This is a genomic window from Caloramator australicus RC3, assembly GCF_000297115.1.
Classification (GTDB): Bacteria; Bacillota; Clostridia; order Clostridiales; family Caloramatoraceae; genus Caloramator; species Caloramator australicus.
Genome location: NZ_CAKP01000138.1, coordinates 63,317 through 79,593 on the forward strand (window position 1 = coordinate 63,317; position 16,277 = coordinate 79,593).

The window sequence follows — 16,277 nt, forward strand, 5'->3', positions numbered from 1 at the left end:
CCCTCTCTTATTTTTTATTGTTAAAAAGATGAATTACATTACCTTCTTTATGGATCTTTCTTTTTGGTTTTTCTTCAACCACCATTTCCTCAACTTTTTCATCCAAAAGCTTAATAAGCTCTTCTAGCTCTTTAGGGTCTATATTCTGCCAAAAGTCCTGCATTTCAGGATTGCTATATATTTCATTCTTAGTCATTAAGATTTCATCGATATTTACTGGGGTGTCAAAAACATCCTGCAATCTACTCCTGTCGCTTCTTTTCATTAGTTTATTACCAAAATGGCTAAGATCGTAAATTAGGAATGGATCATTTAAAAGGTCATATGAAGAATATCCTTCTTTTAGTATTATTTCGGCATCGTTAAAAATAAAATCAAAATTAACTTTTGATATATAGCAAGGCTGAATAATAGGAATAAAATAACTTAAAGGAATAACAAAATATTTTACTAAATAGGCTGAAACTATAAAATAATTTTCATAATAGTTCTTTGATTCATCATTATCTATTCCTAAGGCATAATTCACAAATTCGTCCTTATTTATACTTAATGCTGCTAATGTTTTGTCTAAAAGTTTTTGGAGCATGGTTTTGTTTTTAATATATCTTTTTAGACAGCTAACAGTATAAGGATTCATGTTCCCAAAGAAATTTTCAAATAGCTGAGCCGCTATTGGTAACCAAAAATCTATTATTTTTAAATATGATTTGCTATCGTTGAAAAAATTCACATCAAAATCATTTCCTGTTAAAAATACCTTTTTGCCTATATCCTCATAAGAAAAGGCACTAAAATATGACGCAATGTTAAATAATTGAAACAGGTAGTATTCATCTTTTACAAATATATTATCCTGTACATTTTCAAAAATCGTTTTAAAATCCATTTTTTTTAACTCAAATTTTTTACCTAAAAAGAATCGTTGTAGAGATCTTATGTCATCAAATATAGAGTTATTATCAAGAGTAAAAACTCTATATTCTATTCTAAAGTCCCTTATTTCGTTTTCAATAAATATCGGAACAACATTAGGTAATACAGCAACCTCATCCCCAAAGTTTTCATAAATTATCCTATTAAAAATATTTGCTGGTGAAAAATATGTGTTATCAATCAAGGTTGAATAAAACCACTTTAAAAAAATAATTTGGCTATTCTTCTTTATGGCTAATTTCTTTTTCTTCTCGCTTCTTTTTATCCTTTTAAAGGATCCACTAAACTCATTTTTGTATACGCTAAATAATTTATTTATATCTTCATTTGATTTTAAAAAATCTAATACCTGCATATTCAACCCTCTCCCTATAAATTTATAAATTAATTATAAAACAAAAAAGAAAAAATAAAAAGGAGAGGATACCTCTCCTATGATAAAATTTCTTGTAAATCATGTTCTGCATTAGATATCGGCATAATATTGTAGTTGTCTATAAGAACCTGTAAAATATTTGGAGTTATAAAGGCAGGTAATGTTGGTCCTAGTCTTATATTTTTAATACCTAAATGCAAAAGCGTTAATAATATAGCCACTGCTTTCTGTTCATACCATGACAACACAAGGCTTAGGGGTAAGTCATTAACTCCACACTTAAAGGCATCAGCTAGAGCTAGGGCAATTCTAATAGCAGAATAAGAATCGTTGCACTGCCCAACGTCTAATAGCCTTGGAATTCCATCTATATCTCCAAAGTCAAGTTTATTAAATCTATACTTACCGCAAGCAAGAGTTAAAATAATTGTGTCCATCGGGGCTTTTTGTGCCATCTCTGTATAATAATTTCTACCAGGCTTAGCTCCATCACATCCACCAATTAGCATGAATCTCTTAATTTTACCTTGCTTTATCAAATCAATAACCTTATCAGCTATACCAATGACCGCATCATGGCCAAAACCTACCATTATTTTTTTATCTGGTTTATCTTCTTTAAAGCCTCCAAGTTCCAAAGCTTTGTTTATCAATGGGGTAAAATCTTTTTTCCCATTTTTAACTTCTATATGTTGAATTCCTGAATATCCTACCATGCTTGTTGTAAATAACCTATCTTTATAACTATCTTTAGGTGGCATCAAGCAATTTGTTGTAAATAAAATTCCTCCTGGTAAATTATCAAACTCATTTTGTTGATTTTGCCAAGCCGATCCAAAGTTGCCTACTAAATGCTTATATTTTTTAAGCCCAGGATAGCCATGGGCAGGAAGCATTTCACCATGGGTGTATATATTAATCCCTTTTCCTTCCGTTTGTTTTAAAAGTTCCTCCAAATCATTAAGATCATGACCCGAAACCACAATAAAAGGCCCCTTTTTCAAACTTAAATCAACTTCCGTAGGTTGAGGTGTTCCAAAGTGTTCCTTGTGTCCTTCATTTAATATTTCCATACATCTGTAATTAGCCCTTCCGCATTCTAGGCATAATTTTACTAAGTCATTTACAGTTAAAGAATCATCTAATGTTGCTGCAAGTCCCGTGTGGAAAAAGGCATTTACCTCTTCATCCTTTTTACCGAGAATATAGGCATGATGAGCATAGGCTGCCATTCCCTTAAGACCATAGATCAACATTTCTCTTAGTGCTCTAATATCTATATCCAATGTTTCGTCTGCCATTATACCCTTTCCTTTTGATTGTTCCAAAAGTTCCTTTTCTCCTCCATTTGGTCTGTAAAGGGCAGCCTCAGGTTCTTTAACATCCCATTTCCCATTCTTTTTTTCATATTCTTTCTTTACCGTTTCTTTTAACTTTTCCTTGTATTCATCCGCCTTAAATATAAGCCCAACAAATCTTTCATTGTCAAAATTAACATTGGTTAAAGTAGAAAACATCGAGTACGCAATGAAATGGTCTATTTCTTCATCTTTAATTCCAAGCTTTCTTCCTATATTGCCATAGAAGGCAATTCCTTTTAAAAGATAAATAAGCAGATCCTGTAAATTTGCTGTATCAGGTTGCTTCCCACAAACGCCAACCTTAACACAACCTTTACCTCCAGCTGTCTGTTCGCATTGATAGCAAAACATTTCCATTTAAATCACTCCCTTAATTTAATTTTCAATAACTATTATTTCCTTTTATTTATTTATTTATTTATCAAAAAAGGCACCAAACAAAAGTTTGACGCCACTAAATTAATAATTCTCTATAAATACCTCAAAATATCCTTGTGGATGTTGGCATGTTGGGCAAATTGCCGGTGCCTCTTTGCCTTCATGAATATAACCGCAATTATTGCATTTCCAAAGAACCTTTTCATCCTTTTTAAACACCTTATCATTTAAAAGATTTTCATAAAGCTTTCTATATCTAGCCTCATGCCTCTGTTCAACTTCTGCTATCTTTCTAAAAGCTAAAGCAATCTTTGGGAAACCCTCTTCTTCTGCAACATTAGCAAACTCTGGATAGAGTTTGGTCCATTCTTCATTTTCTCCGTTTGCTGCATATTTTAAATTTTCTAAAGTTGTAGAAAGTCCAACAGGATAATCCGCTGTGATTTCGACAGTTTCACCCTGCAAATCTTCGTTTAAAAATTTAAAAAATATTTTAGCATGTTCCTTTTCATTATCAGCAGTTTCCATAAATATGTTTGAAATTTGAATAAAGCCTTCCTTTTTTGCTTGACTTGCATAATATGTATATCTTGTCCTTGCTTGGGATTCGCCAGCAAAGGCCTTCATAAGATTCTGTGCTGTTCTTGTCCCCTTTAAGCTTGTCATAAAAATTCCCCCTTATATAAAATTTTTATAGGCTTCTGCGACATCATTAAATCCAAAATTTTTAAGCACTTCAATTATAACTTGTCTTATCTCATGGGTTGTTACTTCTTTTTTATTAAGGTTTAATAAATTTTTTTCCACTTCACGGACTACATTTTCTACATCAGACATAGTTAAAGGTTCCTTAACATCGTCAGATGCATTTTCGATAGAAGTAATTATCTTGTCTTTATAAAATTCTTCAACCCTTCCATCTTTTTTTATAACCTTCATAATATCACCTCAAATTTTATCTTGTAAAAAATTATACCAAAAATAGTATGAATTTTCAAACAAATTTTATAATTTCTTGACAATTATTGTTCAATATAATAGTATATAGATAAATCCAATGAGGGGAGCAAGTAGGCTTAAAAAGGAGCTTACAGAGAGCCGCTGCTGGTGGAAATGCGGTAGCATCCCTTAAGCCGAATGGGTCCCTAAGGAGCATGGTGAATCAAGTAGCCAGAGCCGTTTGCCTTACGTTATAAAGGCTTTTACAACGAGGGGAATATATTTCCTGAAAATAGGTGGCACCGCGCACCATGCGCCCTATACTTTTGTATAGGGTGTTTTTTATTAGTGCCTGCCACTTGACATTTTAACTTTTTGACATTTTCATTATTTACCAATTTTATATAAAAAAAAGGGGTGTTTGACATGGAAGAAAAAAAGGTTATATTTAGCGGAATAAAGCCATCCGGGGACTTAACCCTTGGTAATTATCTTGGTGCTATTAAAAATTGGATTAAACTTCAGGATGAGTATGATTCATATTTTTGTGTCGTTGATTTACATGCTATAACTGTAAGGCAGGAGCCTGCCCTTTTAAGAAAAAGAACCCTTGAAATTTTAGCAATATATATCGCCTCAGGCATTGCCCCTGAAAAAAATACTTTGTTTATTCAATCCCATGTCCCCGCCCACAGTGAAGCTGCATGGCTTTTAAACTGCTTTACCTACATGGGAGAACTAAGCCGTATGACACAGTATAAGGATAAAGCTCAAAAACTTGGTGAAAGCATAAGTGCAGGGCTTTTTAATTATCCTGTTCTTATGGCAGCAGATATTCTTCTTTACAATACAGACCTTGTCCCTGTTGGAAAGGATCAAAAGCAGCACCTTGAACTTGCAAGGGATATTGCAATTAGGTTTAATAACCTATACAGTCCAACCTTTAAGGTTCCTGAAGCATATATACCTGAAAGGGCAGCAAAGATAATGGATCTTCAAGATCCATCAAAGAAAATGTCAAAGTCAGAGGATAACCCAAACGGTTATATTTTAATAATGGACCCCCCAGAGGTAATAAGAAAGAAAATATCAAGGGCAGTAACCGATACAGTAGGTGTTGTAAGATACAGCGATGAACAACCGGGTATAAAGAATTTAATAAATATTTTATCTGCAATAACAAATATGACTCCTGAAGAAATAGAAAGAAGATATGAAGGATCCGGATATGCTAAGTTTAAAGAAGATGTTGCAGAAGCTGTTATTAATGAACTTGCTCCGATTCAAAATAAAGTAAAGGAACTTTTAGATGATAAAACATATCTTGAAAATATTTACAAAAAAGGTGCAGAAAAGGCAAATTATGTTGCCACAAAAACATTGAGAAAGATGCAAAGAAAGATTGGGTTTATAATAAAGTAATGAAATTGATATTGATATAAAGTTAAAAGCCAACTGATGAACGTTATCATCAGTTGGCTTTTTGTTAAACAGTCACCTTTTTTACATACTCCGAAGTCATAGCCCTTAAAAGGGCACCATATTCCATTACAAATTCTACCGTATCCCCAACTTTGTATTCCCTCTTGCTATGGGTAACATCTAAAATTGTATGATCGCTGCTTGCACCAACTATTGATATATCTTGATCTAATGGAATAAGTCCACTTGGATCAATATCCTGCCTTCCCATGGCAACAATTGCCCTTTTCATAATTCCCTTGTCTTCAAAATGGGGTTTTTGCCCAAAGGCATCCATACCAATGTTGCCAATAGGAACAGAAGGCTTTTCCTTTAATTCTATTATCTCAGCCTTTAAAATAAACACATCCTTATGAAGGCCATTTACAAAATTTCCAAAGGCAGTTTCTCTGCCTAAAAGTAGAGCTTCACCGAACCTTAAATTGTTTATCCCCTTTGGCAATCTATTCTCTAAGAGCAAATATAAACTTGAGGAATTCCCTCCTGATATAATCTCAAGATCTAAATCATATTTTTCCTGCATCTTTTTTGCAATCTCAACAAGCCTTCCAAGATTGTTCTCATCGGGAATAACTCCACCATAGCAGGTTAAATTAACACCAAACCCAACAATTTTGATTCCTTCAATTTTTATAGCTTCAGCAACAAAGCCATCAACATCCTCCGGCCATATCCCCTCTCTTAAATCCCCTAGGTCTACCATCAAAATTACTTTATGAATTTTTCCAATCTCTAAAGCTTTTGCCCCCAATAGCTTTAAAGTTTCCAATTCCGAATTTTGACTATAGTCTGCATATTTTACAACAAGCTCAGCTTCACTTTGCATTGGAATTCTTAAAAGAACCTTTTTAACATTAAGATCCTTAAGCTTAATCAAATTTTCAATCCTTGAATCAGCAATATATTCAACTCCACCTTCTATCAAAGCTTTTGAAAGCTCTGGAATTGCACAAAAGCACTTGGTAACCCCCATGATCTTAATACCATGCTTTTCTGACAACTTTGCTAAAAAGTTTGCATTTTCCTTTAATTTGTTTAAATTTACCTCAACTCGTGGATACATATTAAGCACCTTCCAAACCCAAACTTTCCATTAATAGTTTTAATGCAGCTTCCTTATGTTTTTTAGATAAAACTCCAAGGGAAGCCATGATATAATAGTTGTCGATAAGCACCTTAACTCCCTTTTTGGGATAAAGGAACATATCTCCTGTGTTATCATAGGGAATGCTGGACAATATTTCAACCCGCTTAGGCAGCCTTGTCAAGGCTCCTCCAGTCCCTATAATATATTTTACATTTGTAAGATCCTTGCCCTCTGCAACAGTTTTCTTTCCCGTAGGACCAAATATATGCCTTAATCCACCCGCATGCCTTCTTACAGCAGTTAAAACTGCCTCTTTTGTTAACCTTTCTATGAATTCCTTTTCCCTATCGGTTTCTGGTATAGGCTTTCTATTTTCTATAAGCTCTTCTGCATCAGGAAATTTCTTTTTTAGCTCCTCAAGACCTATTTTTTCAACTATATGAGGAAGATTAACATAAACTCCAAGGTCCCCTTCTACTGTTCTTTTTGCAAAGGGCTCTGGACTTATTAAAATTCTTTGTATTTCGTCGCTTCCTTCGGTAACAGAGTGAACGTCTGTAGTTGCCCCCCCAACGTCTAAAACCATCAAATCCCCTAATGCTTCGTGAAGCAAAATAGCACTTTCCATTACTGCCCCTGGGGTTGGAATTATGGATTCGTTAACCATGTTTCTCACCTTTGACATCCCTGGGGCTTTAGTTATATGTTCTTCAAAAACCTTTTGTATTACCTTTCTTGTAGGTTCAACGTTTAACATATCAATCCTTGGATAAACGTTTTCAACTATATAAAGAGGCTGACCAGCTTCTTCAAAAATTAGCTTAACCTCTTCATGATTTTCGATGTTTCCGGCATAGATTACCGGAACGTTGAGCTTTAGGTTAGCAATCTGTTCTGCGTTATAAAGGGCAGTTTCCCTTTCACCATAATCAACGCCGCCTGCAACAAGTATAATATTAGGCCTTATTTCCTTTATCTTTTGAAGATCAGTTCTTCTTAACTTTCCTGCAGTAACCATCTTTATAATGGCCCCGGCCCCAAGGGCGGCTTCCTTTGCCGCCCTAACAGTCATGTCATAAACAAGGCCGTGGACCGTCATTCTTAACCCTCCAGCTGCACTGGATGTGGCAAAAAATTCATCGTATTCTATATAATCTGCACCTATATTTTTTGCAAGGGAGTCTAGAGCCATGTTAAGGCCTATTGTGACATCCCCCTCAAGGACAGTCGTTGGCCCCTGTCCTTGACCTATAAACTTAATCTCATTCTTAATATTAAACGCATTTAATACCGTCGTAGTACTACCTATTTCAGCTATTAGACAATCAATTTTCATTCCTATCCTTCTCCATTTCCCATCTTCTCTTTACAAGGAAGGATGCCACGTGAACTCCCTTAGTTCCTCTACCAAATCCTGCGTCCATACCCGCTTCTTTTGCAATATCGTCGTTGATTTGCGTTCCACCTGCTGCAAGGATTATTCTATCCCTAATACCCTTTTCGATACAAAGCTCATGGAGCTTTTTCATGTTCTTAATGTGAACATCGTTGTGGGTTATAATTGTGCTTGCAAGTATAGCATCAGCGTTGAGCTCGATTGCAGCGTCAACAAGCTTTTCAACTGGAACTGAAGTTCCTAAATAATGAACTTCTATTCCATATTTTTCTATTCCGCCATGTTTTATGTCTATAACTTCTCTAAGTCCTACTGAGTGTTCATCTTCACCAACAGTTGCCGCAACAACCTTCATTCCCTTTCTTTCAATGTCCTTTCTAATAACATCGTCATCAAGAACTTCTGGCTTCTTTGGAATAGTAAGCTTTGAAACATCTATTGTAAATGGAACTCTACCCTTAATTTCAACTACCGTTCCTTCAGATGGATGGGCAGGTAATTTATGAATTACTACAACATCTTCAAGTCCCATCTTCTTTCCTATTTCTAATGCTGCAGCCTCAGCAGTATCTTCATCGCAGGGTAAGAATATTGTTGTTGCAACTATTCCATCGCCAGTCCATTCAACCTCTGGCTTGATTTCTGTGGATTTTCTTAAGTGTTCTGTTTCCTTTAATCTGTTGTATACATTGTCGTTTTCATCAAGCTCATCGATAAATACTATCTTTTCTGGTTTATGGAATGTGCAGCCATCTATAAGATCACATGGCTTTTCTAACCCTTCTGGAAGATTGTTATATCCAAAGTGTTCGCAAACTGGCGCCATGTAATCCTTATCCCTTTCAACTACTGTTCCTGCACCAATTCCTCCATCTATATGTCTTACTATACCATCTCCATTTCTTTCTGGATACATACCTGAATCAACAAAGAAGCCCATTTCAACAGCCTTAAAGTATCCACCAACTTCAAGGATTTCCTCCATAAATAGAACGGCTCTTTCCTTAAGTTCTCTAACCTTTTCAGCAAGGTAACCATCTTTTTTGAGCTCTACCATTTCTAAAAGTCCGTCCATACCAACAAGTGCCTGCTTTGCAGTGCTAATTGCTTGAATGTTATAGTAATGCCATGGAACGTTTCTTCCTTCATCTGGAGTTATTGTTGATTGTATATCTGCCCTTGTAAGCCTTGAAATTAAAAGGTTCAATACATGGGTTACTGTAGCTTCCCTCGTGTCGCTTTCCATATATTTTGTATTCATCTGAGCTCTCATCTTGTAATCTTTGAATAACTGTCTTAGGGCAACAGCATATGGAAGGTCAAGTCTTAAGCATGGTGCTGGTGGAGCTGTTGGTGGAACTGTAGATAGCGCTATATTTTCTGGTTTCATTCCAACAGCCTTTGAGAAGGCACAGTTGATAGCGTGCTGAACCATAAGCTCTGGCATAACCTTCCATGCCTTCATTGCAGTTGCGTTGGCATTGTGAGCGCCATCGATTTGCACCATATCCGCCCATGCCATTATCTTCTTTGCAACAGCTGCATCAACAAAGGATCTTATCATGTTTATGTTTCTGTATAAAACGTTGTATTGTGGGTCCTGATGAGCACCGTTAACTCCTTCTTCAGCAAACATAACGGCAATATCAGGTCCAGCAACACCTGATACGTATGAGTGGAAGTTTATTGGTCTTCCAACTTCTTCTTCTATAAGGTCAAGGGCCTTTCTTGTTGCTCTAACTTGCTTTCTTGATATTGGAACACCACCAATTCCTTCAGGAGTTCCTTCAATTAGCCCATCATAATGGCTTTGTCCTGCTGTTCTAATAACCATTATGTGGTCTGCACCATGCCATGCAGCCATTCTCATTCTTCTTATGTCGTCTTCAAATCTACCTGATGCGATTTCAGTTGTTACAATACAATCAGGCTGTGGGTCAATATTTCCAAAGCTTCTTGCAGCTGGAAGTGGAATGCTTTGCTTTAATGGTTTTGAAGCTTGATGATATTCAAATTCACCATAGATTTGCTTGCCCTGTTCTTCCCTCCAGTGCCAACCTCTTCTTTTTGGTCTATAATGTTCAAGGTCCTTTAAAATTTCTTCTATATCAAGCTTTTTGTTCTTTTCAAGCATTTGCAGCACCTCCCTCAAATAGTCCTGGAACTTCCTCCCAAGCCTTTCCTTCAACAAGTAGTAAACCTGCTTCTCTTATCGGTAAATTTTTCTTTTTTGCAAGTCTATAAACTACATTTCCTGCACCTTTACCTAAAAGGCCAAGCTTCATAACACCTTCAACAATTGCCTTTGCTTCTATGCTTGAAAATCCCATCCTTAAAAGAACGGATCTTTCAACAGCTGGAGATGTATGATTGTAAGCAAGCTCAACTAAAGGCTTAACGATTTCCTCAGCAAGCTGCCAAAATCTTCTTTCAAGTTCTTCATCAGTTAAATTTTTAAGATGTTGTCTTCTAACTTCAAAATCATCTGGTCTCTTTGACATCTTACTCCCTCCTTGTTATTGGGGACGGTTCTTAATTGTTTATAATTTAAGACAATAAACCGTCCCATATTTTTTAAATTTTTTATTATTTAAAACAATTAAGAACTGTCCCTATTCAATTTTTACGCCAAGTTCCTTTAAAGCTTCTATTACAAAATCATCATCAGTTTTTGTATCTTGTGCTAAGAATTCTATATCTTCCTTTGTTAGGGATTCTACTTTATTTATCTCTATACAGTTTTTGATGTAGGATCTTCTTAGTTTGTTAAGATCAACTTCCCTTGCCTTAATAAGGCCTGGATGTTCAGGAAGAATTATGTTTTTTCCTGCTACTTCTTCATCTGGGTTTCCAAATCTTATATCAATTCCATTTTTCCTTGCAAAGCTTAATTGTGATAGATGATGTTTGCCAACCCCTGTGTATTCAGTTTCCTGAACAACTATAACCTGATCCTCATCCATTTCCATCGCAAGGGCAAAGGCAGCCGTTAATGATGTATTTCCTGCCGGTCCCCTTTCAATTCCCTCAAGCTGTGCAAGGGCTTCAGTTATATAGAAAACTTCTCCCTGCTTAACTGTAAAATATCTATCAAGATATCTTAATGGTCTTGCAGCACTTCTTGGAACGTCTGATCTATCTGGCCAAGTTGCAAATGGTATTCCAAATCCTGTATGTCCTGTTGTAAAGGACTTTCTATTAAAATCATGGTCTGACGCCATATGAAGTCCTGACAAGTCCACACTAGCTCCATAAACCTTTGTGTCAAGGGCTCCAGCCTTTCTAAGTCCCCTTGCGGTTCCTGTTACATTTCCTCCACCTGCATGGGTTGCTATAACAACATCAGGATCTTTACCTATCTTTTCTCTACACTGCATTGCAATTTCGTATCCTAATGTTTCAACCCCCGCAATTCCAAAGGGTGAGTATAGCGATGCATTAAAATATCCCGTCTCCTCTAAAACCCTAAGGAACATATAGAAAAGTTCTGGACCAACTGAAAGCTGAATTGTTTCTGCCCCCAAGCATTCGCATTTTCTTTGTTTTTCCAAAATTTCAGGTTGTCCAATCTTTCTTGAATCATAGCACTCCTGAACAATAATAGCCTTTAAGTTTCTCATTGCAGCCTGGGACGCAACTGCAGCACCATAGTTTCCACTTGTTGCTGCAACTACACCTTTAAATCCAAGTTTTTCAGCATGATACACTGAAACCGATGCCCTTCTATCCTTAAAGCTTCCTGAAGGATTGCAGGCCTCATCCTTTATAAATATCCTTGCTCCCTTTCCCTTTGGTGCAAGTTTTCTAACAAGCTTAGTTAAATTTTTTAGTTCAATTAAAGGAGTATTCCCAACTCCAACACTGGATTGAATATTTTGTATTTCCTGAAGGGAATAACCTGTTTCCCTCATCATCCTTTCGTAATCAAAGGATATCCTTCCAGTTTCAAACACAGAGTAGTCTATACCAACTGCCCTTTTCATTATCTCATTTTTTCTTGCCATGACGGCCTGATAACTCATATCCTTACTCACGGCCATCACCTTCTTTCAATATGTTTCTCAATGTTATTCCAATCTGCAATACTTCAGGCACAAAATCTCCAAAACCATAGGTATAGCTTGGGTTTATTTCAACCAATTCACCCTTTACAATTCTTCCTGTTAAAGTAGTAATCTCTACTGTATCACCGATTTTAGCATCGTGATTTAAAAACCCCTTAACCCACATTTCAAGTGGAACTTTTTTTGTATCTTCGGGGATATTTGCAGTTCTTTCGTGGGGCTTTAAAACCACCTCATGAATTTGAACCCAATCCCCCTTCTTTGCCATCATTTTTTATCACCCCAAATTATCTTCTGATATACTTTCTAATATCTGCCATCAAAGCATGTGGAAGTGGCATATCTATCATTGACTTTAATCCTGGCTCTGAATTAATAACATGAGGAATCATATTTACTGCAACTGCAATTGTTCCTATTCCTCCTGGAGTTTCTGGCTTTATTGAAAGGCTAAGGTTTGGATCTCCTTCAATCCAGATGTAATCTCCTGTTTCAACGCCTTCTAAATGTGGATGGATCTGTTGTGGATGTTCAAGCGTTATTACAACTTCTCCATTCTTCTTTCCATATGCAATATGTTTACATCCTGCTACCATTCCTGGTTCTACCTTAACATGTGGAGTTTCTCTATAAACGCTTGATATAATTGGCTCTCTAGTTTCTACAACTTCGTCGATTTCAATTCCAAGAGCATCTGCAATCATTGGGATTGACTGTTGGAAACCAATGTGACCTACTATTGTTCCTTCCTTGATTCCCTTTTCGAATTCTTCAGGAGTAGTTCCTACACCCTGTGTTCTCATAACTGTTGGTCCGAAGGGTGAAAGGTCATTGATTCTTGCTGCTCTAATCTTGTTTACTCTTCTGCATGCTGCTGATAAAACAATTATTAAAGTATCAAGAACAAATCCTGGGTTAACTCCTGTTCCCAGAATAGTTACACCATTTTCCTTAGCAAGTCTATCCATTTCCTTTGAAAGCTCTGGTTCAATTGTATGTGGATATGACATTTCTTCTGCAATTGTAATAACATTCATCTTATGCTCTACTGCCATCTTAATTTGTGGAAAAACATTCTTTACAAATGAATCTGTTGCAATTATGCAAACATCAGCCTTTACAGAATCTAAAACTGTCTTAGCATCTGTTGATGTTAAAACTCCAACTTTTCTATCGATTCCTAAATAATCACCAAGGTCCATGTTAGCCTTTTCTGGATGCCCAATTATTGCACCTACTATTTCAATTCCTTCCTTATCTAAGATCATCTTTGCCATGCCACCGCCCATGGCGCCGATACCCCACATAACAACTTTTACTTTATCCATAAGATTACCCCCTTAATTTTAAAAATATTTTCACTTATATCTATAAGCAAATATCGTGCCAAAGTTTTTATTATATTTAAAAAAATTTTTAATTTTTAATAAATAAAAATTTACTTTTTATCAAACCATTTCAAATATTTATGCATGATTTTAGAATAGTCTAAAAATTCTGCCTTGATGCAAAAATTTTTGCAATTGTTAAAGTAACTACAAATCCCAATTTATAAAATCTCATAAAATAAAAAATCGGTCATGCAAAATATTTTGCATGACCATGCCTAATTTTCGTCATTTTCATTTATTTTATATTTTTTCATTTTATGTTGAAGGGTTTGTCTTTTTATTTTTAATTTTTCTGCTGCTTTTGTAATGTTGTAACCTGTTTCTTCTAATGCCGTTAAAATTAATTTTTTTTCCATGCCTTCTAGATATTCATCAAGACCAACTTCATCCATCATATCCATGTTGACTGTCCCCGATAAAGACTTTTTCTTAAATATTTTATCATGATTTATTCCTGAAAAATGTTCCTCCTTTAAAATACTGCCGCTCGCTAAATTCATCGCACTTTCTAAATAATTTTTAAGTTCTCTAACATTTCCAGGCCAATCGTAGGACATAAAGGCATCATAAACTTCCTTTGAAACATCATAAACATTTTTATTAAGTTCTTTATTGTATTTTTTTATAAAATACTTAACAAATAAGGCTATATCCTCCTTTCTCTCTCTTAAAGGAGGAATTGTAATATTAATCACGCTCAGCCTATAATATAAATCCTTTCTAAATTTTCCGTTTAGAATTGCCGTATACGGATCCTCATTGGTAGTTGCTATAACTCTAACATCGATAGGGATATCCTTAAGTCCCCCAATTCTCCTTACATAACTTTCCTGCAAAACCCTCAAAAGCTTTGCCTGAAGTGAAATAGGCATAGAATTTATCTCATCAAGAAGAAGGGTCCCACCATTAGCCTGTTCGAAAAGGCCTGGTCTGTCTATTGCACCTGTAAAGCCCCCTTTTACTGTTCCAAATAAAATTCCCTCTAAAAGGCTTTCAGGCAAGGCAGCACAGTTGACCGCAACAAAAGGTTTGTTTTTCCTTACACTTTCATTGTGAATGCACCTTGCAAAAACCTCTTTCCCTGTCCCTGTTTCACCATAAATTAAAACTGTTGATGAGGACCTTGACGCCTTTTTGGCTATCTCGACAGCCTTTAAAAATTTGGGACTTAATCCAATAATATTTGAAAAAGTGGTAAAATCACTAGAAATTCCTTCATCAGTTCCTTCGGTTAGTTTTATTATATTATCATAAAGCTCCTTAACCTTAGTAAAATCTTTGGAAATCTCAACTGCTCCTAAAATTTCTCCATCCTTAATAATCGGAACTGTTGTATTTACAGATGTGATGTTATATCCCTTTTTATTTAAATATGTCTGATATCTATCTAATATGGCCTCTCCAGTCTTTAGTGCATGCAAAAGGGTGCTGGAATTTTCATTTAAACTTGGGAAAATCTCAAGAAGATTTTTCCCTAAAACCTCCTCTTCATCCATCCCCTCTAAATTAGCCATTGCTTTATTATATATTATTGTATTGCCTTCTTTATCAACAACATGAATACCCTCTTGTGTGTATTTTAATATTATATCAAGCAGTTCCTTATAAAAACTCATTCTCCCCTCTCCCATAAACGTATTTCATTAATAAGCCAAAGAAGTGCTAAATTTGTTGTCAAAAGTCTAATCCTTTGTCTATCTCCAGAAAGCCTTAATTCCTTATATTTTTCCTTGCCATTAAAATAAAGTCCAAGATAAACAAGGCCTACAGGCTTTTGTTCTGTTCCACCTAAAGGACCTGCAATCCCTGTTGAGGAAATCCCAATATCAGAGTTTGAAGTTAAAGCAACTCCCCTTGCCATTTCAATTGCACATTCTTTGCTTACCGCACCAAAACTTTTTAAAGTTTCTTCACTAACATTAAGCCTTTTCATTTTTGATTCGTTACTATAAGTTACTAACCCCTCCACCAAAGATGCTGAAATTCCTGGAAAATTAACAAGCCTTGATGTTAACATCCCTCCTGTGCAGGATTCTGCTATTGCAATTTTTAAATTATGCTTTAACAAAAGAGTTCCTAAAACCTCCTCAAGACTAGTATCTCCTTCACCATAAACATATCCTTCTAATCTTTCATTGATTTCCTTAACTACAGGTTCTATTAGCTCTATGGCCTCTCTTTCATCCTTTGCCTTTGCAGTAATTCTTAAGGTAACCTCTCCATCCTTAACGTATGGAGCTATAGTCGGATTTGTCTGGACTTCTATTAAATCCTTAATCCTATCCTCAACAAAACTCTCTCCAATTCCTGCAATTCTTAAAACCTTTGACATAAGAATATTATCAGTATATCTTAAAAGAATTGGAACAACCCTATTCTCAAATAAAGGAATCATCTCCTTAGGAGGTCCAGGCATCATAATTAAGACCTTACCGTTTTCCTCAAAATATATCCCAGGTGCTGTCCCATAATCATTTTTTAGAGCCTTAGCTCCTTCAATTATCAAAGCTTGTTTTTTTATCCCCTCAGTTAATTGAAGCTTCCTTTTGGAAAAATATTCTTCTACTGATCTAAATGTTTCTTCATCTAAAATCAAATTTTTATTAAAATATTTTGCAGCAACTTCCTTGGAAAGGTCATCCTGAGTCGGTCCAAGTCCCCCAGTTGTTATCACTATATCGCTTCTTTTAAATGCAATTTCAAATGCATCCATAAGTCTTTTTTCATTATCCCCAACAACAGTTTGATAGTAAACAAATATTCCAAGATCCTTGAGCCTTCTTGCTATATATTGTGCATTTGTATTAACGATATCACCAAGCAATAGCTCTGTTCCAATTGAAATGATCTCCGCTATCATATTACCC

14 protein-coding genes and 1 other annotated feature are annotated in these 16,277 nt (G+C 35.6%); of the genes, 1 reads left to right on the forward strand and 13 read right to left on the reverse strand.

The window, feature by feature from the left end; all coding sequences use genetic code 11:
* Positions 1 to 7: 7 nt before the first annotated feature.
* The 4 genes from CAAU_RS12975 to CAAU_RS12990 form a co-directional block, all read right to left on the reverse strand.
* On the reverse strand, positions 8 to 1,291 hold the full coding sequence (locus CAAU_RS12975) for a hypothetical protein (RefSeq protein WP_008909891.1): 1,284 nt from the start codon (positions 1,289 to 1,291) through the stop codon (positions 8 to 10).
* A 77-nt stretch (positions 1,292 to 1,368) separates the two neighbouring features.
* Positions 1,369 to 3,030, reverse strand: a complete 1,662-nt coding sequence (gene hcp / locus CAAU_RS12980; RefSeq protein ID WP_008909892.1) for a hydroxylamine reductase — start codon at positions 3,028 to 3,030, stop codon at positions 1,369 to 1,371.
* Between the two features lie 102 nt (positions 3,031 to 3,132).
* Complete coding sequence (gene rbr / locus CAAU_RS12985) at positions 3,133 to 3,717, reverse strand: rubrerythrin (RefSeq protein WP_008909893.1); 585 nt, start codon at positions 3,715 to 3,717, stop codon at positions 3,133 to 3,135.
* Between the two features lie 12 nt (positions 3,718 to 3,729).
* A complete protein-coding gene (locus CAAU_RS12990) occupies positions 3,730 to 3,990 on the reverse strand; it encodes an ATP cone domain-containing protein (protein ID WP_008909894.1) in 261 nt (86 codons plus the stop codon).
* A gap of 109 nt (positions 3,991 to 4,099) precedes the next feature.
* Positions 4,100 to 4,314 (forward strand) — a binding site (T-box leader).
* Between the two features lie 102 nt (positions 4,315 to 4,416).
* Between CAAU_RS12990 and trpS the strand changes: the two genes are divergently transcribed.
* Complete coding sequence (gene trpS / locus CAAU_RS12995) at positions 4,417 to 5,412, forward strand: tryptophan--tRNA ligase (protein ID WP_008909895.1); 996 nt, start codon at positions 4,417 to 4,419, stop codon at positions 5,410 to 5,412.
* A 64-nt stretch (positions 5,413 to 5,476) separates the two neighbouring features.
* Here trpS and orr read toward each other — a convergent pair whose 3' ends face one another.
* The 9 genes from orr to CAAU_RS13040 form a co-directional block, all read right to left on the reverse strand.
* The gene (orr, locus tag CAAU_RS13000) at positions 5,477 to 6,535 is read right to left on the reverse strand and encodes an ornithine racemase Orr (protein ID WP_008909896.1); all 1,059 of its coding nucleotides are present in this window, start codon (positions 6,533 to 6,535) and stop codon (positions 5,477 to 5,479) included.
* 1 nt (position 6,536) lies between these two features.
* A complete protein-coding gene (locus CAAU_RS13005; RefSeq protein ID WP_008909897.1) occupies positions 6,537 to 7,895 on the reverse strand; it encodes a GlmL-related ornithine degradation protein in 1,359 nt (452 codons plus the stop codon).
* The gene (gene oraE, locus CAAU_RS13010; protein WP_008909898.1) at positions 7,885 to 10,089 is read right to left on the reverse strand and encodes a D-ornithine 4,5-aminomutase subunit OraE; all 2,205 of its coding nucleotides are present in this window, start codon (positions 10,087 to 10,089) and stop codon (positions 7,885 to 7,887) included. The genes CAAU_RS13005 and oraE overlap by 11 nt, the downstream gene beginning before the upstream one ends.
* Positions 10,082 to 10,456 carry an ornithine aminomutase subunit alpha gene (locus CAAU_RS13015; protein WP_008909899.1) on the reverse strand — a complete coding sequence of 125 codons (375 nt, stop codon included), beginning with the start codon at positions 10,454 to 10,456 and terminating at the stop codon, positions 10,082 to 10,084. The genes oraE and CAAU_RS13015 overlap by 8 nt, the downstream gene beginning before the upstream one ends.
* A 111-nt stretch (positions 10,457 to 10,567) precedes the next feature.
* On the reverse strand, positions 10,568 to 11,995 hold the full coding sequence (ortB, locus tag CAAU_RS13020) for a 2-amino-4-oxopentanoate thiolase subunit OrtB (protein WP_040306747.1): 1,428 nt from the start codon (positions 11,993 to 11,995) through the stop codon (positions 10,568 to 10,570).
* Positions 11,982 to 12,290, reverse strand: a complete 309-nt coding sequence (gene ortA / locus CAAU_RS13025; RefSeq protein ID WP_008909901.1) for a 2-amino-4-oxopentanoate thiolase subunit OrtA — start codon at positions 12,288 to 12,290, stop codon at positions 11,982 to 11,984. The genes ortB and ortA overlap by 14 nt, the downstream gene beginning before the upstream one ends.
* A 16-nt stretch (positions 12,291 to 12,306) precedes the next feature.
* Positions 12,307 to 13,347: a 2,4-diaminopentanoate dehydrogenase gene (ord, locus tag CAAU_RS13030; RefSeq protein WP_008909902.1), complete on the reverse strand. Its 1,041-nt coding sequence runs from the start codon at positions 13,345 to 13,347 to the stop codon at positions 12,307 to 12,309.
* Between the two features lie 278 nt (positions 13,348 to 13,625).
* Entirely contained in the window at positions 13,626 to 15,026 is a 1,401-nt protein-coding gene (locus CAAU_RS13035) for a sigma-54 interaction domain-containing protein (RefSeq protein ID WP_008909903.1), read from the reverse strand.
* Entirely contained in the window at positions 15,023 to 16,270 is a 1,248-nt protein-coding gene (locus tag CAAU_RS13040) for a competence/damage-inducible protein A (RefSeq protein ID WP_008909904.1), read from the reverse strand. The genes CAAU_RS13035 and CAAU_RS13040 overlap by 4 nt, the downstream gene beginning before the upstream one ends.
* Positions 16,271 to 16,277: the final 7 nt, after the last annotated feature.

Bases quoted from the DNA above. Each gene is read 5' to 3' on its own strand.
- orr (WP_008909896.1), bottom strand. From the start codon at position 6,535: ATGTATCCACGAGTTGAGGTAAATTTAAACAAATTAAAGGAAAATGCA.
- CAAU_RS13040 (WP_008909904.1), bottom strand. From the start codon at position 16,270: ATGATAGCGGAGATCATTTCAATTGGAACAGAGCTATTGCTTGGTGAT.
- CAAU_RS13015 (WP_008909899.1), bottom strand. From the start codon at position 10,456: ATGTCAAAGAGACCAGATGATTTTGAAGTTAGAAGACAACATCTTAAA.
- trpS (WP_008909895.1), top strand. From the start codon at position 4,417: ATGGAAGAAAAAAAGGTTATATTTAGCGGAATAAAGCCATCCGGGGAC.
- ortA (WP_008909901.1), bottom strand. From the start codon at position 12,290: ATGATGGCAAAGAAGGGGGATTGGGTTCAAATTCATGAGGTGGTTTTA.
- CAAU_RS13005 (WP_008909897.1), bottom strand. From the start codon at position 7,895: ATGAAAATTGATTGTCTAATAGCTGAAATAGGTAGTACTACGACGGTA.
- CAAU_RS13035 (WP_008909903.1), bottom strand. From the start codon at position 15,026: ATGAGTTTTTATAAGGAACTGCTTGATATAATATTAAAATACACACAA.
- hcp (WP_008909892.1), bottom strand. From the start codon at position 3,030: ATGGAAATGTTTTGCTATCAATGCGAACAGACAGCTGGAGGTAAAGGT.
- ord (WP_008909902.1), bottom strand. From the start codon at position 13,347: ATGGATAAAGTAAAAGTTGTTATGTGGGGTATCGGCGCCATGGGCGGT.
- CAAU_RS12990 (WP_008909894.1), bottom strand. From the start codon at position 3,990: ATGAAGGTTATAAAAAAAGATGGAAGGGTTGAAGAATTTTATAAAGAC.
- CAAU_RS12975 (WP_008909891.1), bottom strand. From the start codon at position 1,291: ATGCAGGTATTAGATTTTTTAAAATCAAATGAAGATATAAATAAATTA.
- rbr (WP_008909893.1), bottom strand. From the start codon at position 3,717: ATGACAAGCTTAAAGGGGACAAGAACAGCACAGAATCTTATGAAGGCC.
- ortB (WP_040306747.1), bottom strand. From the start codon at position 11,995: ATGGCCGTGAGTAAGGATATGAGTTATCAGGCCGTCATGGCAAGAAAA.
- oraE (WP_008909898.1), bottom strand. From the start codon at position 10,089: ATGCTTGAAAAGAACAAAAAGCTTGATATAGAAGAAATTTTAAAGGAC.